Here is a 26,091-nt window from a genome sequence, read left to right as displayed (position 1 = left end):
TATATCTTATTTTCTATATAGATTGCTATATATAAATATCTATATAGATTTCTATTAGCTTTCTATTATTTCACTTGCTATATAGCATTCTATATAGATTTCTATGAGGAAAGCTGTTCTTTTTGATATATACCTATGTTATTTCATATCATCGTTATGTGATTGCTTATAAATAGCACTGTTTGTGTATGTCGTTTCTAAAGCTTCTCAGAGCCATTCTGAGGGCTTCTGAAAGCTATCTGCTAAAATTCATCACAAACACTACAGAAAGCATTACAGACCGCCTGTGGACGTTCTGAACGGCTTTTGGATTATCTCGAACTTCCTGCGTTGTAAAAAGATGCTCGTGGTGTAAATCCGTTTTTCCCTTAAACCTTACATATAGCAAGTGAGAACACGTTGAAGCCGTCCGTTGGTAAAGCGAATGGTTCTTGGAGATTTTACAAAGAAAGGAAGTTGTGATATGTGTTTGTCCCCTGATATTTATAAATACGGTTATCTCAAACAGGCTGATAAAGACAAGGTAGATATTGTGGAAATCGTGAAGCAGAGAACAATGGACGATTCCCTTGTGGAAGATTTCCTTGAAGCCAATCCTGCGGTCAGCTCTACGATGGAAAGTGTTTATGCAGAGTGCATCAGAAAGTTCCTTGCATATCAGCGTGAACGTGCGGAATATTACAAGGTCGATATAATTGTCGATTCCATTGATGGATATTCCGATGAAGAGTACCAAGCTCTCTGCGATATGGCAGCAGCTGAAAAATGAAAGGATTTATCGTGATGAATAATTATAAATTAAACTGTGTCCCGATTCGGCAGGAACTGCTGGAGAAACTGGCGACTTTTGTAAGAGAAATGCTTCATGACATCAAAGGTTCTACTTCTCATGCGTATATCAATATGACTGCTGACGAGTTCTTATCGGTGTCTGATTCACACCTGAACTGGGAGAAAAGATGCCTGTCCAGTGAAGAAGACAAAGAACTCAGTGATAAGAGTTTTGATGATTTAGCTCTGATTAAGGACGCTATTATGCAGGAAGCTGACTGCATTCCGGTTTTCCAGAATGATGAAGGCGAATGGTTCTACAATGTTCCGATTCCAGTTGTATGGAATGTTCCTGATACAGATAATGCGGTAATTCACGAACCGGAATACCTGTCTGACATAATGGAAACTATCTCCGAACTAAAAAACCCAGAAGCCAAAGAAACAACAGCACACAAAAAGGAAGGTAAAAACATGAAAAAGGCAATTATAATTACAACTGGCGTTTTAGCCATTATCGGCACTGTTGGTGCAATCGTTTACAAGAAAAGAAAGTAAGTGCGAACCGGAAGTTCCAGAAAAATGCTGGGACGTTCGCAGTTCAAACTAAGGCGACTTAACGTCTTTGAGCCGAGATAGTGTGCGTAATCCTCTCTCTGGAGAGTAGCATTCACTCTCGGCAAGGTAAACTGCAAGACGCAGTTTGAAATCCTGCACATAAAATCCGTGCAGGCATCTTATAGTTTTGTACATCTTTGCTGTTGCAACTTGTGCGTATCTGCGAGATGTAAGTCTATGAGTACGTGGTTGGGGTTGGCACGATGCGTTGCAACTTGTGCGTATCTGCGAGATGTAAGGAGAATACAAAAGACACGATACTGCCAGCAACACCGGTTGCAACTTGTGCGTATCTGCGAGATGTAAGCTATAAGGAGTTAAAGCCTTTAACAAAACAAAATAACAAGAAAGCAGGAATATAAAATGAATGTTGCTGAAAAGACAATTGCAAAAATTGCAAAGGAGCAGAAAAAGCTTGACACTTTGGTTGCCAAGCGTAATGAATACAATGCCAATGTTCAGGCGAAGCTGGACAGCATGAATGAGGACATCAAAGAGCAGAAAGCGGTTATTGCTGAACTCCGCAAGCAGGAAAAGGCTGAGAAGCTGGAAGCTATCAGCACTATGATGAATGACAAGGGCATTTCTGTAGACGACCTGCTCAATGCGGTTGCAAACAACGACTTGTATGCAATTCAGGAATCAATGGAATCTTCCGAAAAGTCTGCAAGCGATTCCGAAAATACCGCTGGTGATGACACTGCTGAAACGGTAAGTGCAAGCGATATTTTTTAAGAAAACTCACTCAAAAAAAGGATTGATATATGAAAAAGCCAACTAAGAAAAGAAAAGCTCTGCTTGCTCTTGTGATTGGCACAGTCCTTGTAAGTGGTTCGGCGTGGTTTGTCCACAGTCAGAGCAACAGCAATGATATTGAGAAAATCACTTACACAGAATACATGGATTTAGTGAAAAAGGGCGATGTTGATACCGTGTTCTACAACGAGAACGATGAGTATATGACAGTTGCCCTTTTTTCTGATAAAACCAGAAAAATGACTGTCGAAGAACGAGAGAAGTACAAATACGATGATAACGATTATCTTCGAGAGGTAATCTATCCGGATAATGATGACTTCAAAGTCGATTTGCTGAAACAAGGCGTTTTGGTAAGAAAATCAAATAATAAGGCAACAGAATTTTTAGACCGATACGGTGATATTACACTGTTCTTTTTCCTTGCCGTTTTGATGTTCTGGATAATTTCTAAGAACTCCCCTGCTTCCAGCAAAGACTTCGCCCATATTATCAACGCCAAAGATATTGATGTTTCTTTTGACGATGTGATTGGACATGACGAAATCAAGGACGACCTCAAACTGCTGGTAAAGCAACTGAAAAACGGTGCTGATGCCAAAGACTTATCTCATGGTGTTTTGTTTGAAGGCGGTGCTGGCACAGGTAAAACCATGCTTGCAAAAGCAATTGCTCATGAGGCAGGTGTCAATTTTATTTCTGCAAATTCCAGTGAATTTATCGAAATGTATGTTGGTCTGGGTGCAAAACGTGTCCGTGACCTGTTCAAGATGGCAAGAAAGCTTGCACCTTGCGTTCTGTTCTTTGATGAGATTGATGCTGTTGGTGCAGAACGTGGTTCTCAGAGAAGCAATCGTGAGAACGACCAAACTATCAATGCTATGCTGACAGAACTGGACGGCTTCGATGCCAGAGGCGATATTCTGGTGATTGCAGCAACCAACCGAGCAGACACTCTTGACCCTGCCCTGCTCCGTTCCGGACGTTTTGACCGTCAAATCAGAATTGATATTCCAAAGAAATGGGAAACCCGAAAAGAACTCTTCCAGCTGTACCTGAAAGGAAATCCTATGGAAGAATCTTCGATTGATACGCTGGCAAAACAGACAGTCGGCTTTTCTGGGGCTGATATTGCTGCTGTATGCCGTGAAGCAAAAATGATTGCATTCCGTGAGGACAGCAAAACTATCACGCCTGACTTTTTGGAAGAAGCAATCGACAAAAAAGTCTTCAAAGGGAATCGTTCTGACGACAAGCAGCATGAAGATGACCTTGCCATTGTTGCCTATCATGAGGCAGGACACGCTGTCATGACACTTCTCTGCGGTAAAGAAGTGTCCAGAATTTCCATTATGGGTATGACAAGTGGCGTTGGCGGTGCAGTCTTCCAATCTGACAGTGACCGTTTCTTTGAAACAAAACACGAATACGAAAGTCATGTGATGATTGCCTATGCAGGCAGAGCTTCTGAACAAATTCACTTTGGTTCTGATAACATCACGCAAGGAGCTTGCAACGATATTTCTCAGGCAACAAAAACACTGATTGCTTATGTTGCAAAGTTCGGTTTTGACAGTGAGTATGGTCTGGTTGATATGGAAGCATTCCAGTCAACGTCATACGGTGACGATGTGCGGAAGCGTGTTTCGGAGCTTTCAAACAAGTTCTATGAAAAAGCACTGCATCTTCTTTCTGAAAATTACAATGCTGTAGAAGTTCTGGCACAGCATCTTTTGGAAGTAAAAACAATGTCCGGAGACGAAGCAAAGGAATTGATAGACCATGTTACGAAGAATCAAGCATAGAATTTGCGGTGTGTATGACATCGGCTACAGTTACACTTTGGACACTTATGTGCTGGCAGTCAATGTACTTGCTCTTTGGCGGTATACTCGTTATTACTCCATCACAAAGGAAGAATACGATTTGCACAGAACAGCCAAAGGATTAAAAGAGCTGGACAATATTGCGTGGCAGTGTATCAGTGCAGAAAATCAGCATAAGCGTTTTCTTTGTTCTGATATGATGCCAGAAAATACGCCGGAGCAGGAAAGCACTCATGCCAAACTGAGCGAAAGTCTCCAGAGGTATGACGCATCAAAAATCAAATTTATTTGAAAGGAGAATGATTGTGATTACACATCTCAACCGTTTGGAATATATTCGTCTTCAAGTGGAAATAAAGCTATTTCCAACAAGAAAGCCAATCCGAGAATTTCACAATTATTTCCGCACTTTCAAACGACCAGAAGAATCTCTGGAAGATGACAGCTTCTGCTCTCCTTTCTTCGCAAACGGAGCAACGCTCACTCTCGGAGATTATTACGGCGACAGGGCAAATGCCATGCTTACAATTTTGCGTGAGTTGCAAACCAAAAGCTACATTTCCATGTACCTGTCGTATGACTTTCGATTTGTAAAGCCAAATACAGAGTACGACACTGCCGGAGCTTTTCAAGAGATTCGGCAGCTTCTTGAAAATGCACTGTGGGGAACAGACCTGTATCTGTTCTTCATGGTATCACATTTCAATCAACTTATTGGAAAATCAGAAGAAGCCAAACCGGAACATTATCACGTTCTGCTTCGCCCTTGCAAAATGAAGGTTGACTTTTTGCCTGCTGCCAACAAGCTGTCTGAACATCTAAAGAAAAGCCCAATCATCGACCATATAAATATTGACGTGTCAATTTGACACAGAAAGGCTGGACACAATGGCTCATGTTGACTTATGCTTACTGGAAGACTTCGTATGCCCAAAGTTTCAAGAATTTTGGGCTGAATAGTGGCGGTGATAAGCTGTGAATGGTAACTGTCACTTCGTTTATGGTGCTTCCGTAGCCACTGCCCTGTCCATGAATATGGATAAACTATCCGCAATCATTCCCACCCTTGCCGTTTCTCCTGAAAACATCACATTGTTTATCTTTGGTGGCTTGATAGGCGGTATTTTTCCTGACCTTGACAATCCTACCAGCTATGTCGGAAAGCTATCCTCTCCATTAAGCAAGCTGTTTGGTGTGTTGGGAACGACATCTGGTAAAACAGGAGCAAATCACAGAGGTATTTTGCATGACCCTCTTGTCTATCTTGTAGGACTGTTTCTCTGTTGCCAACACTTCACTCCACTCATCGGCTTTTTTATCGGCTGCTTATCGCATTTATTTTTAGATATGTTTAATCCGGCAGGTGTGCCATTCTTATTCGGTGTGAAGCATTTGCACCTGATGAAAATACCGTCCGGCAGTCGAGAAAGCGTGATTTTTACTTGGTTGAACGTAGTGCTGGTGCTGGTGGTCGGATTCGTACTCCAGCTAAATCTTTTTCCTTTAACATAATAACGGATATTTAACAGAATAAACATTGACCTATATTGATATAAATGATATAATAAAAAGCAGAGAATCCCTTTGTTGCAGGTAGCAACATAATTATGCGGTAGCACCTTATCATTTTTCAAGGAAAATCCGTTTTTATGCTTTTACAACCTGCTTGTGATATAGCAGGAAATGAAAAAGGGAATAGAAACGAACGATTTTACAGGTATGGTGTAGCTCACTGTACCTGTTTTTTTATTTGCTGAGAAAGGAATTAAACTATGGCTTGGGACAATAATGCAGAAAGAAAAGAACACACTCGTGAATCTGCGGAAGTTACCATTTCCTTAGACAAAGAGGAACTGGAAAAAATCGCAGCATTTGCAGAACTGGACGTTGACACAATGAGCGTAGAAGATTTAGCCGAAGCATTGCATGGCATCGTTGCTGAAATGGAAGCTCCGGAGCAGGAACAGACGGTTTCCAAAGAAGAAGTTATTGCGTGGGGCAAAGAAACGCTTAGTGACTTGACGAACGGAACAAACCAACTTGTAATTACACCGTCTGGATATGACGACTTCATTTCTTCTTCGACTATTTTGAATGCTTTTCAGGAGTATTCAGGAAACAAGCCGAAAGTCATACGACCAGAAAACACGTCTTTTTCAAACTACCTGTACGATGAAATTCAGGATTCCCTGTTTGATAATGTTGCATATCTGGAAGAAGAACTTGCATCACAGATAAAAACACTTGCCGAAGAAAAAGGCGATGCGTTCGTAGAGGCTCTTGAAAATCTGGACGAAGACTTGCCTTATGAGTTACTGGAACAGTTCGGCTATGAAGGAGCAACTGTAGATATGTCAGAGTTCCTTGACCACGATTATAAGGTAAATCTCCTTCTGGCAACGGAACAGGAACTCAATTACGACAATACTTCTATTTCCAGAATGGCACACGGCATCATAGGCGAAGACGGCAAGCTGACATTGAAGGACTATAATGATTTTCATGATAAGACGGTCACTGCTGCCGACCAGCTTGAAACATATTCTGACAATGCTCTTTCCTACCTTGTACATCAGCAGGGGTATACAGTTGAAGAAATGATGCACGTAGTACAGGAAAGAATTGCTGAAAACAACTACGATACATCAGGATTTATTGAAAGCGTTGTCAATGAACTGGACGGCACATATTCTGACTATAATGAACAGCTCACTGCTCTCATAAGCATCAACGGTAACAACCTTGTGGAGATGCTAGACAAGGTTGCAGAGGGCAAGGATAATATTGTTCTTGGAACTGATACTGTAATCGGTCTGTATGACCGTATGAACGGTGCAGGTTCTGACTTTGAAATTCAGTTGGACGAAGATATGGTGATTCCGACTACAATGGTTCAAATTGTTCAAATGGAATCCTCTGGAAGACATGATATTGTAAAGGACAACATTGGATATTCTGTTGATGATACCTATGGTTTTGTAGGCACTCAGTGGCAGGATTCCTACAAAGGAATTACAGATAAAGCTCCGACTTTAGTACAAGAAAACATGAAGGAAACATACGAGAAGCTGAACAACTTCGAGCCTGAGAAAGACGATGTAATCAAAGATGACAAGGAAGACGATTTTGGACTGGATTAAGCAAGCTCAACAGATTCCCTTTGCAAGTTGCCACTGCGTTTCAAACATGGTACACTCAAAGAACAAAATCGTGTGAAAGGGGAATACATATGAGTGACACTTCTTTTTTTAAGAACCATACTATTAAAGTTTCTGTAGATAATGTTGACCAGCAGTTAAGACGCTATTTAACTGCTTGCGAAAATGAAAAGGCTACTTATCGCATTGTAGAAGATGCTATTTCTGAACGATTGATACCGATAGTAGAAAACATGATGTCAGATGATGCGATGGAAGGTGGTGTTCACCCGATGAAGCATCATACTTATCAGGGGCAGCCTGCCCTCTTCTGCTCTCACTCATGCTATGTTGCGAATTACACTTTTGCGAGAGGATTCGTTTATGATGAACTCAAAAAAATTGGCGATTTGCCGTTTTATGATGCTGGTAATATGATTGATGAAGGCAATCGTTTACTGGATATGATTGACGACTTGGAGCAAGGCATGAAATACGAAAGCTTCAACAAGAAGTATTATCGTGTTCCAAAGTTGAAAGGCGTTGACCGCCTGCTCTCTGGAATAGAGCGTATGGTTGATGATGCAATCAAAAACGATTTCCATTGGAGTAAAGTCTCTGACGTGATGCCTTTTTATAATACTGCAACAGGTGAATGCGGAATGTTTGTTGATTTACAGCCGGATAAAAGAATAACAGACTATACGATGTTTCCTTTTTTAAGCCAGAATAGACAAGCGTTAGGTGTTGGTGTCCCTGCATTAAAAAATGATATGCTGTATATGAATGGGAGCAATCCTGTTCAGCGGTATAATTTACATCTGTTCTTCACACTTACAAATCCTTTGAAAAACAAGGAAGAATTTGAATTGAAATATGCGAAATTTGATTTTGTAAGAAAAGATGTTCCTATCAGCGGCATATATATGCTGGATAATTTTGTTGGCACTGTTGTTGATGTTAATTTATCCGCAGTAAACACAAAAGAATTTGCGTCAAAGCTGTTAAATGACAAGATATTTCACCAAAAATACGCTACACTTGGCAGCGAAGAAATTGGGAAATATTTTGTAAGAGAGTATGAGGCAGGAATAAAAGCCCTTACTTCAAACGAAAAAGTAATTCAAAGTGAGGTAGAACGATGAACGAAGATATGTTCACACTGAATGATGAACGTACCATTCAGGAGATGCTTGACGATTATGACAAGCTAAAAGAAGAAGTTGCTCTTCTGCCCTCTGATGTTCCAAAAGAAGAACTTACAGAGAAGCAGTCACAACTTTTGGACGACTACGAACAAAATCGTGACTTTTTGAATCACGCACGGAATGCTCTGGACTTTACCAGAGCGTCCACTGTGAATATTGTCACTGGAGATGCACGAGAAGGCAATACGCAGGTACAGTCTCTGTACAAAGATGCTGACGAGTACAGTGAAGCTGTAACAACGCTGACTGCCGGATTTGATGACAGACTATCAGAAGCAATGGAATCCACACGAGAAACCCCAGTGTACAAAGAGTTGGAAATCCCTGTGGGGCAATTCAATTCCATTGCAAATGCTCCGCTGAACAATCCAGAAATCTCGCAGATGATTGATGAGAAACTTCCGGATAAAGAAGCTGATGTACTTACTGTTGGTGAAATGGTCGCTGTAATCGACTACACCAACCAGCTTTTTTCTGAATACGATATTCGAGAAGACAGTGTTCTGAAAGATACGATGGACGAGATTCAGCTGAATATTGAGTTTGACAAAGCAAATATGCTTTCCGAAGAACGATATGAGCATGAAGCAGAACATTCAGAAGACAAAGAGCATAACGGCGATGATGAAGTTGTTATTGTGGAAAGCAATGATGGCTATGTTATGAATACTTCCGAAGAAATCACTGCTGAGAATTATCACGAGGTTTCCAGTAAAATTGAAAATGGAAATGAAGTTGTTCACAACGAACCGCCCAGATACACCACCAATGATTTATCCGAAGTTGGCGGTAATATTGAATTGGAAGAAGTTGATGACCTCGGAACAATTGAAGAAGCTCAGGGTGTTCTCTCCGAAGAAGAACAGGAACAGCAAGAACAAGACAACTCCGATTATGATATGGATAGATAAGTGCAGGCACTCTCCTGCTATTTTATTTCGCCATAAATAACGGATATTTCGCAGAGTAAATAGAAAGGCATTGTTTATATGGAAAAGTTCAATGTAAAAAAGATTGAAAACGCAATTCTTACAGATTGCCCTGATGATGCAATTCAGGAAGTCATTGAAACGGCTGATATTCCGATTTACGGACAACTATTGCTTGATGTGAACAACAATGACAGTTTTCTGCACTTCTCTTTCAGAGCAAGAGATTGCAACATTGTTTATAGCTTCGATGTAATTGGCTTCACCATTTCTCCTGTAGCAGAAAATGATGAGACTGAATATAGTTTTGAAACAAGTGACGGCACATACACTTTCGTTTGTAAAGATTAAGGAAGGAGTACCACATGGCAAAGAAGAAAATCGAAGATTTCGGCGAAGAAATATTCGGTGCAAGAAAACATCTTGCCCAATTGAATCGTGAACTTCGTGCTACAGACATCGGCGATTGGACAGATGCTGAAAGAGAACAAAATGTAACGAAGAATACTGCATTCCCGAAAGTTGACTACAAGAAAGAGTATGCAGACGGCAAAGACAGAGAAGTTTTGTATTTCATTAAGACACTTCGTGACAAATTACCTACACAGCCGCTTTATCCCTTAAAAAGTCTTTATACGCCAGAACAGCTTCCAGAAGCGAAAAGGCAGGCTCAGGAAGATTATCTGACGACTGTTTCCTATGTGTATCAAAAAGCGATGCAGTTGGAAAAGCCAGAGGATTTCAAAAAGTTCTTTAATGAAGTGTCTGCTGCCAAACTCCCTAAGAGCGATAAAATCTTAAAAGATGCAAAGAAAGTTCTGGATTTTGACGGTAGATGGGGAGAATACACTTATCAAAGATTTCAGAGCAAACTTGAAAAAAATAAATTCTGCTTTTCCGACAAGGAAAAATTGTTGAGTAATTATGAGATTTACAAATATGATGGGAAGAACGTCAAACGTGACGAGCAGCTTTCTAAAGCTTATCACAAAGATTACATGAACGTGTCATTCGGGTACGGTAAGCGAATATTTCTTGCTAATAACGAAACCGAGGCAAACCCTGACAACTGGAAGCAGGACACATACTTTGCGATTGCTAAAAGCAAAGTAGACTTGATTGCAATGAATATTCCGTCAAGAGAAGCCTTAGAAGAAAAACTTGTTGCGATAGAGCAGGAAAAGCCACAGACAGAGAAGGCAAAAAAAGCTGGTAAGAAGGCGTTGAAGCCACTGCAATTACAGCATATCCGACCGACCACAGAAGATTACAGACAGGGTAAGCCCGTGGTTGAAAACGATTTTATGAAAGATAGCTCTACTGCTACTTTTCCGTTCCGTGGCGTACAGTTTGGCAACTGGACAAACCAGAATGACAGACAGGAAAATCTGAATATGTCATTTGATGCTTTCAAAGACCTTGCCAAAGCTCTGCACATTCACGATGAAGATGTTACCCTTGGTGGACAGCTGGCAATTGCATATGGTGCAAGAGGTCACAGCGGAGCAGTTGCTCATTACGAACCAGCAGAAAATGTTATCAACCTCACAAAAATGAGAGGTGCTGGCTCTCTGGGACATGAATGGGGACACGCTCTCGACAATTATATTGCCAAGCAAATTGGTTCTCATGAGATGTTCGCATCAGATGGTGCTTCGATAGACCACATTTACGGCGTAGATAATCCAATGGTAAATCTGCTGAACACAATGAAGTATGACAATAGTGATACTGGCAGAACACAGTTTTATCGTGATGCTAAGGCACTGGACGATGCTTACAGCACAACAGGAAACCAGAAAGGCAGCAATAAAAAAGGGCTGTACTGGTCGAGCGAAACAGAAATGTTTGCTCGTGCTTTTGCATCTTATGTACATGATAAATTGGGCGAATCTGATTATCTGGTAGGTCATTCAGAAGGCAATTATCCCATCACTAAAAAAGATGGGACAGAAACCACAGTTTCCATTTCTCCACAGGGCAAAGAAAGAGAACGCATCAACGATGCTTTCGATAAGCTTTTTGAACGGCTGAAAGAAATGGAGATTCTTCATGACAGTGGCAGAGAGCTACCGAAAGAGCAAACGAATACTGTGCAAAAAGACGCTCAGGAAGAACAGATTCAGTCCTCTCCTGCTATATCTCCTGCCTCTGAAAGCCAAAAAACAAGCACAGAATCCAAACAGACCTTGCAGCAACTTGTTGAAAATGCAATGCAGAAAGCAAAGATGATGGTCGATGCGGAAAGTTTGAAGGAAGGGGATATTGTTCGCCTTTATGGTGATACCGCCATAGATTCCAGAACCATGAAACCTACCGAATTGCCACCAACATATGCAAAAGTGGATTCTGTTAGTGAATCTTCTATCAGTTTCAAAACATATTCTGATGAAGAATGCACAAAAATGAATGGTATCAGTTCTTATTTTTCTACACCGGACGAACCGTGGACAAAGAAACTCGCCACACAGGGCTTCGATGTGATTCAGACAAAAGAACAACAGCTTGCAGAGCAAATGGCTGCTGAACAGGAAACATCACAGCAGAAAGAACGTCCAGTTACAATTACCTGCATTTATTCCGAAAGCCTTGGAATTGAAAGTGGTAAAACGTATTCCGTATCAGAGTTTGATGCGACCATGAAACAGCTTGACGATGAACGTGTCAGCAACCGCAAAGAAGGCTTGGAAAAGTACGGCAGTGAGAGGGCTTGGGAGCAACAAGATGAACAGTCTTATTATGCCAGCCTCGGCTATGATAAAACATCATTTACGATAAATTTGAATGACGGCACACAGGAAACTTTCCGTCAAGACATTGGCGATGGAGATGGTGGTGTCATAGATTTTGTAAAGTCGATTGGCAGAGATGACCTTGCTGAAATTCTCCAGAATGCAGTTGTCGCCGAACAGCAGATGGCACAGGAACAAGCAGAGCCTGCTCCGGAAGTAACTGAACCGAAAGAAGATGTTCAGAACACAGAACAGGCAGATGCTCAGTCAGCGACAAACGACCATTCGTATGAGTATATGCTTCTTGACCGTTTGCGTTCGGACTGTGAATACTTCCTTGGTACAGGCGAAACCGCAGAAAACAATCATCTGTGTGCTGGTAATCCGGAAGCTCAGATTGAAAAAATGCAGGAGCTTTATGATATGCTCCCTGAAAAACCAGAATGGCTAACACAGGAAGACATCAATCAATATGCACAGCAAATGATTCCGGAAAAAGAGGCTGAAAAGACTGAACCACCCTCTCCTGCTGTTTCAGAACAAGAATCTGAAACAAATCGGATTGCTGATGAAGCAAGACTTTCTGCTTTAGAAGCACAAAAGACTGCTCTTGACAGCATGATGAAAACGCTGGAAGTCAGCAGAAATGTACTGAATCCGCAGGCAATCACAGCAATTGAACAGGCTATCGCATCAATCACAGCCGACATTGAACGGCTTTCTGAACCTGATGCGGAAAAGACAGCTCACGCAGAGCAAGAAACGCAGAAAAATGCTGAACAGCCTGCTCCAGAACATTCAGAATCTGTTGCAATTGATTGTGATATTGCTGACATCACAAGAACTGATGATGGCTTCTATGAATTTGAGCTGTCCATTGAGACAGTTGTGGAAGCCTTGAATCGGGCAGCAGACGTTTCCGAAGACCTTCAAAACTTCTTTGTTGAAAATGGTGTGCCGGAAAAATCAGTAATTGAAGCAGATGAACCATATATGGTTTATGGCGAGATGAATCCGGATATTGACGATGGTATTTCCATGCGGTTACAGCTGATAAATCCGGATATTGATGTAGAAATTCCGCTTTACAAAGAAGAATGCCATGCGTTATCTGAAAAAATTGCAATTCTGGACAAAGCTGAACCAGAGCTGCCGAAGGAAGATAACGAGAAAGAATTTGTGCAGTTGGAATTTGATTTTGACAAGGAGTGATATTTTATGGGCAACAGACATGGCTCTATGGGCGTTACAATCAACTATGACGCAGATTTGCAGGCAAGCGTAGAAACCGCTTCTGTAGATAAAGCAATGGACATTGAAGCTGATTTGAAGGATAAGCTTCAAAGCAAAATCAAAGAGAATGAGGGCGTTGAAGCGACTGTAACTGTAGACTTGGATTACTACGATAAAGTAGACGAGGTTGCTACATTCAACGTCAACATTCAATTTGAAGATGAAGGCACGGTGAAGTTCGCTGAGTTTGATGGGGACTATTATCAGCCGCCTGATGCTGATGACCTGATTCACGAAGAACGTGATTTAGAAGGTATCATTGATGAGGCAATGGCAGACCTTGGTTATCCTGATGCAAACGCAGAAATCACTGCTGACAGGTCAGATGACGTGGACAAAATTTTTGAAAAAGCTTATGAATCATACGATAATCCGGAATATGATGAAATCGAACCTGACTTTGATTAAGCAATAAGAAAGGACAAAAAGACGAGTATGTGGACGAAAACAAGCGTTGACGCTTCAAATGCCACTGCTTCGCAAATCTATTCTCCGGAAGAGGCACAAGAAATTCTGGCAATACAGGATAAAGCTCTGATGCGGAATCCAAAAGAATATGAATTGACCGATGCAGAATGGAATCGAATCCCTTTGAACTATGCAACGCTTGTTGCTTCACATGAGTTCAGAGATGAAGAAACAAACAAGAATTACATTGACCAGTTGTTCCAGCTGAATGATAAGTATTATCACTCTGCTACTGATACAGAGTGGAACTTGGAAATTTACAAAGAGCTGAATCGTGATGCAGCCGAAGATTTGCTTCGAGATTCTTCTTTGGAACTTACAGATGCAGGAAAAAAACTTTTTCCTGATATTCCTGTAATTTCTGATAAAGGAACGGTATTGACCTTCCCAGAAGAATCATTAAAAGACGAAGAACCGATTGACTTTTCAAACGTAGAAATGGAACGGTTTAGCGAAACGGAAAAAGGCAGCTATCTTCTGATGCCGACCGCAGAATTGCTTGACCAGATTCTTGACCGTATGTCAACTGTAAATGTTGTAGTATCAAAAAAAGAAGCTACGCTTCCAATGCCGAAACGTGAAGAACTTGATGAGAGTGAGTGTATTCTGTATGTAGATACTAACGAAGAGCAAACCGCAGCTGACCTTCACTTTGCTGACCCGAAATCTGGCTTTCAAACTGCTGTTCCGCTTTTGCAACCAGAAGAAGCGACATTGATAGCAATTGCCAACAATTTAGAAAAGCAAATTGAAAATTTCGAGAAAGCAATTGATGTTGTTGCTGATGCAATCAACACACACGCTACAGAACAAGATGCTATTGAAAAAGCATAGAAAGGAAATACTTTATGGAAAACGAAAGCAAAATCATGTTGGACGAAAATGCCGGAATCATGATTGATGACGGAAAGATAAATGCTGTTGCCTTTCTTTTTGATGCACAGTACAAGGAATTTGCCGAACGTACAAATTTACTGAAAGACGCTGAGGCTACCTTTGAAGAGCTTCTGGAAGACGGCGACACATTTCTTGATATGTACGTCAATTTTTCGCCGAACGGTGAAGTGTCTGCAACATTGAATATGCAGAGTGACACTTATGGCTACGAAAGCTATGCTGTACCGTTGGAAGACAACGAAAAACAGGCGTTAAGGGACGAACTTGACCGCATTGCCAGATACAATGAAATGACAATTGATGAATTGATGGAAGAAGCAATGGCTACTGTTCAAGTCAGAAATATGTTGGTAAATGAGGACGGCAATCTCTTTGCCACGATGGAAGTGAATCGTTCTCGTATGGAAGAGATGCTGAATGATGCCAACTCGCCCTTGCTGAAAGGAAAAGATATTCACGAGCTGGTTTATTTCAATGATGCAGCCTCTCCTATTTTGGCAGCAGAAATAAATCGTGATGAATCCGTGCAGGCTTCTGCAATCATGAGGGACGGTTACGAGGAAATTGAAGTACCCTTGTCTCTTGATGATAATACAATTGCAGAAATCAAAGATGCTGTCAAAGAAAACGTGGAACAGAGCCTTGATGTTTCTGTCCAGCATTTTTTTGAAACTGCCGAGCCGAATCATAATTACTCGCAGGAAGAAGTTCACGCTCTTGCCGAAACGGTCGGTAAATTCGTGACAGCATATCAGGAGTATCAAGAGCCGGAAAAAGAATTTTCTCTGGAAAAGAATATTCAGCGTATCGAAGAGGGACTTACTTCTCCCGAAATTCTGCCCAGACTTACTGCGGAACTGGACAAAGCGATTGACGTTTCGCAACGGACAACCAGTGAAGGCATCTTCCTTCTTCCTGACAGAATCGTGGAACAGGCAGTAGAAGTTGCACAGCAGATGGAAATGTACACAAAACCGCTGGAATTTGAAAAAAGCGAGATTGTACAGTTTGACAGCGAAGTTATTATGGACACCGAGACTGCCGATGGAGAAACAAAGGCAACCATCAATCTGGCATTGTACATGACGGACGATTTTATGGAACAGGCTCTGGACAGAGCTGGAGCTTTTGAGCTTGGCAATCCATCATATCAGGCAGAGAATTTTGAAACACTGATGTATGATGAAGACGGTGCTGTTAAAACAGCAGTCAACGGATATATTGACATCAATCAGGATAAAGAAGTTTCCTTTACACTGTATACCAGCGATGATGTGGAACTTACTGTTCCACTTTCTGACACAGAGCAGCGTATTGTTCTGGACGAAGCAGACAAGTACATTCAGAAAGAAAACGGTGTAACGCTTGACCAGAATCTTGACGAAGCAATAAAAGAATCAAGAGAATTGTCAGAGATTGATGAACCAGAGATTTGATTTTTGTACACCTAACCAAAAATAACGGATATGTATTGACAGTAACGGATTGTTTGTGCTATAATATAAAGGAAGTATATAGTAGCACTTCTATGCTGTCCAATCCGTGACGGCAGATAATGATACAAATGCGGTAGCACCTTCACAAGGGAAGGAAAGTCCGATTATATTATTTATTAGCTGTTACCTGCTGTTCTTTTCTTGTCACGCAACATTTGTGAATGGAAAGAGCAAAACATCAGCAGGCTTAATAAATATACAAAGGGCGTTCTGAGAATCATTTTCTGAGAGCGTCCTTTTTCTTAACCTCAAAATAACGGATATTTTGCAGAGTAATCGAAAAAAAGGAGTGATACCATGAAAAACACAGTTGACCTATTTCGCATCTTCCAGCACGAACAGAAACGTGTTGGCGATAGCATGACAGTTTACTACAACATTGAAGAAAATTCCCTGCAATACAAAAACGCCAAAGGCACTCTCACAGTGATATTTCATGCTTCTGATGCAGGCGAAGATTTCTATTATCAGAAGTTCGGGGAGCTTGTTTCAGAAAATGGCAAAAAGCTCGGAATCCTTGTGCAGAAAACTTATCATAACGGACAAAATGCACATTTGTTTCAAAACCCGATGACTGGCGGCTTGAAAATGTTTGAGATTCCGCAGGAGTTCATTGATATTGCAAGAGCATATCAATTCGACCGTGAATCTATTGGCTTGAAAGGAGAAACTGCATGAAAGGTAAATTCTACGCTTCTGGCGATTTGAAACAGCTGGAAAGCACATTGAAAGAACACGAACCATACGCTGTCCTTGTGGTGTCTACCACAGGGATTGACAAAGAGAACGAGTTTGAAGGACACTTTCCTACTCGTGTTGTTATGAAGCAGTTTGAGTTTGATGACGAAACCAAAAGCTATCAGAGTGGCTTCACATTTGATAAGCTGGTGCAAGCTCCGCAAGAGGCAATCCAAGAGGCGTTGAAGAATGAAAGTTCTTACGATGTTTTTGCAAACGGTGGAATCAACAAAGAGGCGTATCTCCGTGGCGAAAATGTGCTGCCTGTTGCAGAATTTCAGAAAGAATTTCAGACCGCAATTTCTGCGGTTCAGGAATCCAATGCTACCCTTATCATCAACAATCAAACTCACGCATTTCATTTCATGGACAAAATCCAGTCGGCTGATACGCTTCGTGAAATCAGGGAACAGGGCAAGACACTTGACCAAGTGAATCTGACCAGAGCGTATTTCCGAAAGCACGATGTACAAGGACAGGCAACATTGGAAGCTTTGCGGAATTATCGCATGAGTTCTCCTAAGAGTTCCTTTCTTGCAACTGCGGATAAAGCAACACTGAAAGATTTGAGTGGTATGACAAAAGATGCTTTCATGGAAGCTCACCCAGATATTTCAGAATCTTCATACGATGTGACGAAGAAAGATTTTGACAGAAAATCTGCAAAAATCATCGGTGGAGACCAGCGGATTCAGGTAATCAGCAACTTTATTACAGAGTATGGCAGAGAAGAAAAGATTCTGGAAAACGAATATCTCACCAGTATGCGTGAAAGTGATGCTGCCAAGACACGTCAGTGGTCTGAACGTGGTAAGGAAAAGTACCGTGAAAGCAATGTTGATGAGAAGTTCCAGACACTCATTAACAAGCACGTTATCAATCCGGAAAAAATTCTTGCAGGCGACAGTCAGTTCCACAAATTGATTGATGCAATTGAACACGGCGAAAACAAAGGCATTATGATGATTCATACTGCTACTACTGGATTCGAGAGAAAGGGGAACAGAACTGACACTGGATTCCCGATTCAGTTTGCAACAGCAGTTTATAAGCGTGACGAAGAAGGCAAAATTGATATGTCACATAAAGCTGCTACAACCATGCTGATTCAAGCTCCTGCAAGGAGTATGGCAAACGTCGAAGAAAATATTCGCACCGGAAAATACGATACTTTCGCAGAATCCGGTATCAATATAGACGATTACAAAGCTGGCAAAGATGTCTTCAGCCAGTCAGAAGCACAGGAACGGATTCATAAAGTGTTCCAGATGTTTCCACCAGAAGACTATACCATTGTTACGTTCAGCAAAGACTTTGCTCAGAGAAGTCTCCAGCATCTTGGCAACTTCTCTGTAATCAATGAGCCGTCCATTGATGCTACACAAGCAATCAAAGAATATGCCTATCTTGCAAGCCACGATGAGGCGTATCATGGCGATGTTGCTCTGTTTGACATGAACAAAATGCAGGCTTTTGGCTTGAATGATGTGGCTGAGAGCCGTGGTGCTGATGCTCCGAAATCTGCTATTTCAAAATGCTTACTGATGGGACAGCTCCTTGATGAAGCTGAACAACAGCAAATTGAACTCTTCCACCCACAGGATAAAGAGCAGACCCCGAAAGAATCCGATATTCCTCAGCAGAAAGAACCTGTTGCGGAAAACGTGAAAGAATCTCCGGTACAGGAATCTGCTCCTGTTCAGGAAACACAAAAGGAACAGCCTGCTTCCGTTACTCCGCAAGAGGTTACCGATGCAGAAGCAGCAATCCGGAAAGAATTTGAAAATGCTGCCAGTGAAAAGGCACAGCAGGAAACTGGAAAGGTTCGCAGATACCGCCGTGGAGAACAGCAAGAGGGAAAACGCAGAACAATTACTCGTGAGCCGTCAGAAAGCCACCAGAAACCATCTCCTGCTCCACAGCAAACTATGCAAGCAGAAAACCTTGCCAAGACAAACGAAGCCTTAAACGGCGTTGTAGCGTCTCTGTCTGAGGCGTTGAGCAAGCAGACACAAAGCATGATTCAGATGCAGTCAGAACTGATGCGGACAAATCAGCAGTTAATGGAAACCAATCAGCGTTTGGTGTCGGCATTGGAGAAACAGAATGAAATCCTGCAATCTCTCACCGGAGAGCGTTCCGTTTCCAGAGAGCAGAATCCTGTGGAGAAAATTGAAAGCTTGAAGGAAGAAATTTCGGAAATGTCTGAAAATTTTCCTCGTTCGGCAGCAGCTTACATGACTTCTGCAAACAAAGCTCTGACAACAGCACAGCATGAATACGAGAAAAACGAACGAAATCTTGAAGTCGCTGACCGTTCGGCAAGCTAAGGAGTGTGCAACATATGGCAAAGAACAATTGGAACAACAGCCCAAAGAAGAATCTCCCCAGTGATATGCCGTCCTTGAAGTACAATTCGAGAGAGATAAACAAGGATATTCCTATCGAAGAAGTTATGTCTCGCTATGCTGGCAGTACAATGCAACGCAACAAAAAATTCCATTGCCCGAATCCTCAGCACCCTGACAAGAACCCTTCTGCCACTGTAAACCATGACAGAAACACTTGCAGATGCTGGTCGTGTGCTACCACTTTCACGCCTATCACAGTTGTAATGCAAAACTGCGATTTGCCATTTCCGCAGGCGTGTGAACGATTGGTTGAGGATTTTGGATTGGACAAGTACCGTTATTCCAATCTTGCAGAAGTTGAAGAATACTGGAAGCCTGCCAGCGAACGGAAGTTTATTGATTCGTGGTATTTAGAAAATAGTGAGATTGAAAACATCGGATTGATTCCAAACGCACAGTTCAAAGTAACGCTTGATGCAGATGAATACTTCAAAGTGGTTTGCGGTGATGTTCCGATGGAAGGCAAAGACGGCGGTACAATCTCAGTGTCGTTTGAGGAAGCAGCAAAATACGATTTTCTTCCGCAATCTTTTGCTAATGAGGAAAATCAGAAAGGTTTCTCATTACGGCAGATGTGGCTGGACGGAAACTGGGAAGACAAAATCAGCATTGAAGATATGATTATCGGAAAATGCGATGAAACATTCCTGAACAACAAAAAGAATAAAGAGTTTATGGAACAAAAAGTTGCTTCTTATGATGCTTCTTACTCTCCTGATTTACAGAATCGTCTGAAAGAACTTTGCATGGAATATATCGAACGAGGACTGGAGCGTGTGGAAAATGGCTCAGACATTTCTTTGCCTGCTGTAAAAAGTCCAAAGGTAGAACGTGCTATGGCTGAAACTATGCAGGTTTACAACTATCGTGAAATCCTGCGTTCCGGTTATTTTGAAGCAAGAAACGAAAAGGCTGAGGCAACTTATAAAAAAGTCATGGGAAGACGTGCAGAGCGAGAAAAAGATATGAAAAAGCACCCACAGAACTATCGCTCTACTGTGGAAGAACCCACCAAAAACACAGATGACAGAGATGATATATGAGATACGCAATTGACAGCAAAGGAACAGTGCTTCCTCTCCCACCAAACCAAAATATGATACGTTTCATTCCGATTGAAGTTCGTGCAAAGGAACTTGTGAGATTCACTTCTGAATTTGCAGAACTCTTGAACGGTGCAGGTATCAACACGCAAAATGCTAAGTATTGCTACATGATACAACCTCTCTACGCTTCGGAACGACTGGTTTATTTCACAAGAACAGAATTGTCTTCCAGTTCACAGGCAGTCCGCATGGCAAATGAGCTGGATAAGCACCCAGAATTGCTGAATCAGCCGGATATGCTCGAACTGCTCCAGAGCATCTTTCAGGACACTCGTGGCACTCCACGCTGGTATTTGATTTCTGTGGGATATGTTGAACTGGAACGCAATCTGTATGACTGCAAACGTATCAATTTGACATACCACCAACCAGTTTTCTTTCACAGATTTCAAAAAGTGATACAGAAAGAACAAATCGCAAAGGAAGAACTGGAACTTGCTGTTCCGTGCGAGAAATATCGCTTTTTTTCAAATGATATAAACTTTTCCGACCGAGAAATGCTGATAGATATTGCTCTTGAAAGAGATATAGTTGGCGGTAAAGAATCTGTTTTTGATATGAAAGTATATCAAGCCGTGAAGCAGTATCGGCAGATGAAGTTCTCTCAAAAGGACGTTTTCAGCAACACTGCCGCAAAATGCTTAAAGGACTTGAACACACACACCTCATGGAAAAAGAAAGATGTCTATATCGCTTATGACACAGCCAAAAAGCTGATAAAGAGCGTTTATAAAAATGCTTATGGCATCTGCTATAAAGATACCAGAATCACTGCTTACCTTACACCGGAGCGTTTTCTGACAATGTATGTTGGTGGTACACGAGACAGACCGTTGTACATCATTGACGGAAATTTTTTAACAATAGAACAGTTAAAAGATTATCTAATGAGCTTACAAGAGCTGCCTGTTGTTCCGTGGTTTGCGGATAAGGTGCAGCCTTATATCGAAGTGAGGAAACCTCAGAAGGCTTCCAAAGCTCAGAGAAACGTACTTCAATGGAACAAAAAGCGAAAAAAGAAGAAACCCAGAAAGGAAAAATAACTATGGCGAATCAAGTGAGACCTGCTTCCGAAGAGGACAAGAACAAACTGAAAGAAGCGTTCACAAAGCTATGGAACGCACTTCGCTCTATCTTCAATAAGAGAAGTGTTGTGGAGCGAATGGAGAAAATGCAACAGGAAATGGACTATATGCTGGCTCAGAACGGCATGACCGAAGATGCAGTGAAGGAACTGACAGAAACATTCAATACAATGTCTGGTCGCCTGCATACGCTTACTCCGGAAAATGTCGATGCGTTTGTAGACGAGTTGCAGCAGTCTATCAGAATTGTTGCTGAAAGGAATGAAGAATCTTATACTTCTCCGGAATTTTCAGATGATTTTATCAAAAAAATCGCATATTATGTCAAGGCTGACCCCAGCGAAGCTTTTGCCGAGGACTTGATGAAGAACGCACAGGTTGTCAAGATTGATGGCGACAACGAAAATGCCATCTTATCATACAAAGGACACTGCATGATGGCGAGACTTGATGAAAGACAAAATCAAATCGTTCTGATAATGAGTGCTATCCCACCGGAACAATCTGTTTTCACTGAAAACGGAGAACTTGCACAAGGATATTCTTTTGCGGAAATTCCAGAAGATATGCAGGGAAATGCAAAGCTTGTTTTGCTAAATGCACTTTGCGAACAAAGCGATAAAACTTTTGTGTACGACAAAGAAAAGGAACAACGCCGGATTCTTGAAGAAGCAAAGAAAAAAGTTTCTCCGCAGGCAAGATTTCTTGGTGAACGGTACGAAACTGCTGTACAGGAATCAGACAATCTGGAGAGTATTTATAAGCGTGATGATGCAACTTTCCGGATTCGTGACAAAGCAACTGGCGAAATGCTCCGTATCAAGTCTGACAAAGACAAAATGCAGGTATTCCTTTCTCAGGACACACAGAGCTTCGATGTGCCGAAAGGCAGTAAAGAAATTCTGCTTGGACAGTGGGAACAGAAAGAAAAAGGAATCCTTGCAGGCAAATTCCGTCTTTCTCTTGGCAGTGACAACGTAACATCTATGCTCCGAAGTGACGCTGTTCAGAAATGGTTTGAAATGAACGGTATCTCTCTGGAAGCACAAAACCAGTCCTTCCACCACAGAACAGACAGCAAGGCAACATGGAGCAAAGTAGACGAAGCGAAAATGTCCAACGTAATTGCTCTTCAAGAATCGTGTGCAAGGTCGATTGCTAAAAATCACCCTGATGAAAAGATTATCGCTTCGGTTTACGAAACAACTCCGAAGAAGAAGAACCACAACAAAACATACACATTCCTGAATGTCGTGAAAGATGAAGGAAAAGGTGAAGAAAACCCGAAGCTTTCTATCTCCTTCAATTCAGACGGCACACCGCTGACAATCAATTACAACAATCAGTTCGCATACAATATCGCAGCTCGTACTACTTCTGAGAACTATCATACGATTCTGTGGAACGACCCTGCATTCCGTGAATTGTACAATATTGCTGTTGACGCTTTACAGGAACAGGGCTTGGACAGAGGCATCTTGAAGTTCGGCGATGTTCCTTACGAGAAACAGGAAACTGCAAAGCCAGAATCTTCTTACACAGAAATCTACACTGCTGTTCCGCTTGAAGAACGTGGCTTGACCAAACAGGATATGGATTCTTGGATTCCATTACATGAAAAAAATGATGCAAAAATCATCAACCAGCTTGCTCTGAGTGCAATTCGGAACGGAAGCATTTCCATGAAGGAAATCAAGCAAGAAACCAAAGGACACACTATCAAGACAAAGCAGGCATTGGACGCTTTAGTGAAATTGGGAGTGGTTTCTGAAAGTTTGAAACATGAAAGTCTGATGTCCGAAGAAGACTATGCAAAGACAATCAGTGACCTTGCCAGAAATCCGCAGGCAAGAGCAGAATTTTCATCGCTTTCCAATTCTGATGCTGAACAGAACAATTTCACAACCTATCTGACTGATTCCTATGAAGATGCTTGTCAGTATGACTGGAATCCGTATCTTGTTCTGAATAAAACAGAATACGGTCTGGCTGATGTTGTCATGTCTGCCATCGAAACCAGACTGAACAACGGACACGACAGCATCGACTTGGCAAAGCTCCAGAGATTAACCGGAAAATCATCACAAGAGGCAAGCAATATTATGGTTGAGCTGGAGCGTATGGGCATTGTGGAAGGCGAAAATGATAAAAAGATTCTCGTTTCCAGCGATGATATTGCTCATCTGAAAGAAGTTGCTCTCCAGCATGAAATGTCTCACGATATGGGTACACTGGAGTATGCAGAAGCAATCACTGAACTGGTTATGGAAACTATTGAAAAAGGCAGCATTTCCGTTGATGATATAATCATAAATCCTTCGATGGCTGAAAAGAATGTTAATGCAAACAGTGCAATTCACACGCTGGAAGAACTCGGCGTAATTTCCGGCGATGATGCTCATACCTGCCTTGTTACACAGGAAGAATACGCTCAGAAGTTCAAGGAAGGTAATTCTGATGCCTTCACAAATCTGCTTGCTATCAGCTACGCAGAGTACACACGAGAAGAAAAGGCAGACCGTGACGAATCTATCCCTGAAAAAACAGACAGCAAGGAAGAAATTTCTTCTCCGACTGAGCCTGAACATGATGAAATTCCGGAAATGCCACCGTTCGATGAACACGACCCCTATGAAGATTATCCGGAGCAGGAAGATGCTGCGTTCGACCCGAACTATCCGTCAGATGAACTGCCAGAAGACCCTTATAGTGACGTAGAGGACAACTTCCAATTTGAAAATATGCCTGAACCGCCGGAAGAACCAGATATGAATAACGACCTTGACATGAGCTTAGACTGAGAAAGGAGCATTGCATGGCAAAACTTACACTCGATGAAATGCTTGACGATGTGAAAGCGAGAGAAGCTATCACAGAAGAAGCACAAGAAACCACAGAAATGATTCACAATGCTACAGAAAAACTGATTGATGCAGCTGTGTCTGGAAAAGTGACGATTCTCTCTGACTACGATGCAGACGGTATTTGCTCTGCATACATTCTGGAACACACCGTCAAGGCGATTGCTCCGGACTGCGATGTAGATGTGCAGCTGAATGACAGGCGTGGTTCTTACGGCTTGTCTCCAGATTTACAGGGTGAAGATGACCGTCATTATATCATCTCTGATATGGGAAGCAATCAGCTTCCCTTTGCCAGAGAACAGCTCGGTGATGATGTTATTATCATCGACCATCATCTAATTGAAGACGATGCAATCCGCAATGCTTTTGTGGACAACACTGACAATAACAAAGGACTTCTGAATCCCCATGCCCTGCATGAAAACGATGAAATGAATGCACAATATTGTGCAACCGGACTTGCGTATCGTGTTTTTCAAGAAATGCCTGCTCTGGCACAGAACAAATCCATTCAACCGCAAATTACAGAAAAGCTGGAAAACACGATGGCTGTCATGGCTGCTATCGGTACAGCCACGGATATGGTTGATGTGTTGGACACACACAGCAACAATCGTGAAATCCTCAAAGACGGACTACGCAGAATCGACAACGCAGATGAAAAGAATCTGGATTTTGTAATCGGCAATATGCTTGCACGAAACAATATTCCGGACGGTGTGACTGCACACCAGTTGGCATTCAATGTTGGTGCGTTCTTAAATTCCGCATCACGCATGAGTGAAATTGCTGGCGAGAATGGTGCAGCAAGAATGTACAAAGCTATCACTGGCGATGAATCGTCAGCAAAAACCTATCGGGAGCTTGATTTCTTGCAGGAACAAAACACACAGCGTAAAGCTCTGATTGGAGAACTGACGACCTCGGACGAATACAAGGCGTTTGTGCAGGAACAACGCTACGGCAATGACAAGGACAACAACATTGCTGTCTATCAGCTTCCGGATAACGTGCCTCACGCATTTGCCGGACTGGTTGCAGGAAAACTTGCCGAAGCAACGGACAAAGCAATTCTGTGCGTGACCTACGAAGATAAAACGCAGTCTTACTCCGGCAGTGGCAGAAATACTGCAAACAACGAAACCAGTCTGAAAGCGTTTGTGGATTCCATTGTTGCCAGAGAAGCAGAAGCGTTCGGAGACCAGCAGCTTCAAATGACCTATGGTGGACACAGCGATGCAATCGGCATTTCTGCTCTGAATGACATCACACGTCTGGAGCAGTTGGTTGATAAGTTTCAGGACGATATGAAACAAAAGCCACTGGAAGACCGGACATATCTTGACATGAAGCTCAGTGATATTTCCTCGCAGGAAACACTTGCAAAAGTAATGGCTCTTGAACCGACTGGTACTGGACTGCAACTGCCGTCTGTTGTTGTGGAAGGCAAGGAAAATAATCGTAACCAGCTCTATAAAAGACAACGACCGGATTGGAAATCTGTTCGTATTGTCGATGATGAAACCAAAGAAAAATTCGATATTGCAGACTGGGCATATAACGAAAAATCTTATCCGCAGTTTGAGGGCAACAGAATCGCTCTGGTAGCAGAACTTGGTATCAGCGATTACAAGGGAATCCATGTAGAGCTGACAGCAAAAACTGACCGTGCTTTTTCTGCGGAACTTGAAAAAACACATTTTCAGGAAAAGAATCATTCGACACCTGAAAAAGATACATCAAGCGAACGGTGAGT

21 protein-coding genes are annotated in these 26,091 nt (G+C 42.0%); all 21 read left to right on the top strand.

Annotation, left to right across the window (positions count from 1 at the left end; translation table 11 throughout):
* Nucleotides 1-463: 463 nt before the first annotated feature.
* The 21 genes from DW025_RS00925 to DW025_RS00825 all read left to right on the top strand — a co-directional run bounded on the left by DW025_RS00925 (nt 464) and on the right by DW025_RS00825 (nt 26,089).
* Nucleotides 464-769 (top strand): hypothetical protein, encoded by a 306-nt coding sequence (locus DW025_RS00925; RefSeq protein WP_119998199.1) that lies wholly within the window; start codon nt 464-466, stop codon nt 767-769.
* Nucleotides 770-783: 14 nt separating this feature from the next.
* Nucleotides 784-1,329 carry a hypothetical protein gene (locus DW025_RS00920; RefSeq protein WP_133302853.1) on the top strand — a complete coding sequence of 182 codons (546 nt, stop codon included), beginning with the start codon at nt 784-786 and terminating at the stop codon, nt 1,327-1,329.
* A 423-nt stretch (nt 1,330-1,752) separates the two neighbouring features.
* Nucleotides 1,753-2,124, top strand: coding sequence for an H-NS family histone-like protein (locus DW025_RS00915; protein ID WP_119998195.1), 372 nt, complete (start codon nt 1,753-1,755; stop codon nt 2,122-2,124).
* A gap of 29 nt (nt 2,125-2,153) precedes the next feature.
* Nucleotides 2,154-3,950: an ATP-dependent metallopeptidase FtsH/Yme1/Tma family protein gene (locus DW025_RS00910; protein ID WP_119998193.1), complete on the top strand. Its 1,797-nt coding sequence runs from the start codon at nt 2,154-2,156 to the stop codon at nt 3,948-3,950.
* Between the two features lie 49 nt (nt 3,951-3,999).
* Nucleotides 4,000-4,263, top strand: a complete 264-nt coding sequence (locus DW025_RS14710; RefSeq protein ID WP_165854719.1) for a hypothetical protein — start codon at nt 4,000-4,002, stop codon at nt 4,261-4,263.
* 13 nt (nt 4,264-4,276) lie between these two features.
* Complete coding sequence (locus tag DW025_RS00900; RefSeq protein ID WP_119998189.1) at nt 4,277-4,840, top strand: hypothetical protein; 564 nt, start codon at nt 4,277-4,279, stop codon at nt 4,838-4,840.
* A 106-nt stretch (nt 4,841-4,946) separates the two neighbouring features.
* Nucleotides 4,947-5,483 (top strand): metal-dependent hydrolase, encoded by a 537-nt coding sequence (locus DW025_RS00895; RefSeq protein ID WP_119998187.1) that lies wholly within the window; start codon nt 4,947-4,949, stop codon nt 5,481-5,483.
* A 260-nt stretch (nt 5,484-5,743) separates the two neighbouring features.
* On the top strand, nt 5,744-7,111 hold the full coding sequence (locus DW025_RS00890) for a hypothetical protein (protein WP_119998185.1): 1,368 nt from the start codon (nt 5,744-5,746) through the stop codon (nt 7,109-7,111).
* 89 nt (nt 7,112-7,200) lie between these two features.
* Complete coding sequence (locus DW025_RS00885) at nt 7,201-8,253, top strand: hypothetical protein (protein ID WP_119998183.1); 1,053 nt, start codon at nt 7,201-7,203, stop codon at nt 8,251-8,253.
* On the top strand, nt 8,250-9,227 hold the full coding sequence (locus DW025_RS00880; protein ID WP_119998181.1) for a hypothetical protein: 978 nt from the start codon (nt 8,250-8,252) through the stop codon (nt 9,225-9,227). Before DW025_RS00885 ends, DW025_RS00880 begins: the two co-directional genes overlap by 4 nt.
* Nucleotides 9,228-9,305: 78 nt before the next feature.
* Nucleotides 9,306-9,596, top strand: coding sequence for a hypothetical protein (locus tag DW025_RS00875; protein WP_119998179.1), 291 nt, complete (start codon nt 9,306-9,308; stop codon nt 9,594-9,596).
* A 14-nt stretch (nt 9,597-9,610) separates the two neighbouring features.
* On the top strand, nt 9,611-13,189 hold the full coding sequence (locus tag DW025_RS00870; protein WP_119998178.1) for an LPD11 domain-containing protein: 3,579 nt from the start codon (nt 9,611-9,613) through the stop codon (nt 13,187-13,189).
* A 6-nt stretch (nt 13,190-13,195) separates the two neighbouring features.
* Entirely contained in the window at nt 13,196-13,678 is a 483-nt protein-coding gene (locus DW025_RS00865) for a hypothetical protein (RefSeq protein ID WP_119998176.1), read from the top strand.
* 27 nt (nt 13,679-13,705) lie between these two features.
* Entirely contained in the window at nt 13,706-14,572 is an 867-nt protein-coding gene (locus DW025_RS00860; RefSeq protein WP_119998174.1) for a hypothetical protein, read from the top strand.
* Nucleotides 14,573-14,586: 14 nt separating this feature from the next.
* A complete protein-coding gene (locus DW025_RS00855; protein ID WP_119998172.1) occupies nt 14,587-16,071 on the top strand; it encodes a hypothetical protein in 1,485 nt (494 codons plus the stop codon).
* Between the two features lie 357 nt (nt 16,072-16,428).
* Nucleotides 16,429-16,809: a hypothetical protein gene (locus DW025_RS00850; RefSeq protein ID WP_119998170.1), complete on the top strand. Its 381-nt coding sequence runs from the start codon at nt 16,429-16,431 to the stop codon at nt 16,807-16,809.
* Nucleotides 16,806-19,199 carry a hypothetical protein gene (locus tag DW025_RS00845; RefSeq protein ID WP_119998168.1) on the top strand — a complete coding sequence of 798 codons (2,394 nt, stop codon included), beginning with the start codon at nt 16,806-16,808 and terminating at the stop codon, nt 19,197-19,199. The genes DW025_RS00850 and DW025_RS00845 overlap by 4 nt, the downstream gene beginning before the upstream one ends.
* Before the next feature lie 14 nt (nt 19,200-19,213).
* Nucleotides 19,214-20,323: a CHC2 zinc finger domain-containing protein gene (locus tag DW025_RS00840; RefSeq protein ID WP_119998166.1), complete on the top strand. Its 1,110-nt coding sequence runs from the start codon at nt 19,214-19,216 to the stop codon at nt 20,321-20,323.
* Nucleotides 20,320-21,429 carry a hypothetical protein gene (locus tag DW025_RS00835; RefSeq protein WP_119998164.1) on the top strand — a complete coding sequence of 370 codons (1,110 nt, stop codon included), beginning with the start codon at nt 20,320-20,322 and terminating at the stop codon, nt 21,427-21,429. Before DW025_RS00840 ends, DW025_RS00835 begins: the two co-directional genes overlap by 4 nt.
* Complete coding sequence (locus DW025_RS00830; RefSeq protein WP_119998162.1) at nt 21,384-24,272, top strand: hypothetical protein; 2,889 nt, start codon at nt 21,384-21,386, stop codon at nt 24,270-24,272. The genes DW025_RS00835 and DW025_RS00830 overlap by 46 nt, the downstream gene beginning before the upstream one ends.
* Before the next feature lie 14 nt (nt 24,273-24,286).
* The gene (locus DW025_RS00825; protein ID WP_119998160.1) at nt 24,287-26,089 is read left to right on the top strand and encodes a DHH family phosphoesterase; all 1,803 of its coding nucleotides are present in this window, start codon (nt 24,287-24,289) and stop codon (nt 26,087-26,089) included.
* Nucleotides 26,090-26,091 lie beyond the last annotated feature (2 nt).

This window comes from Coprococcus sp. AF38-1 (assembly GCF_003603945.1).
Classification (GTDB): domain Bacteria; phylum Bacillota; class Clostridia; order Lachnospirales; family Lachnospiraceae; genus Coprococcus; species Coprococcus aceti.
This window is presented reverse-complemented; position numbering and strand designations above follow the sequence as displayed.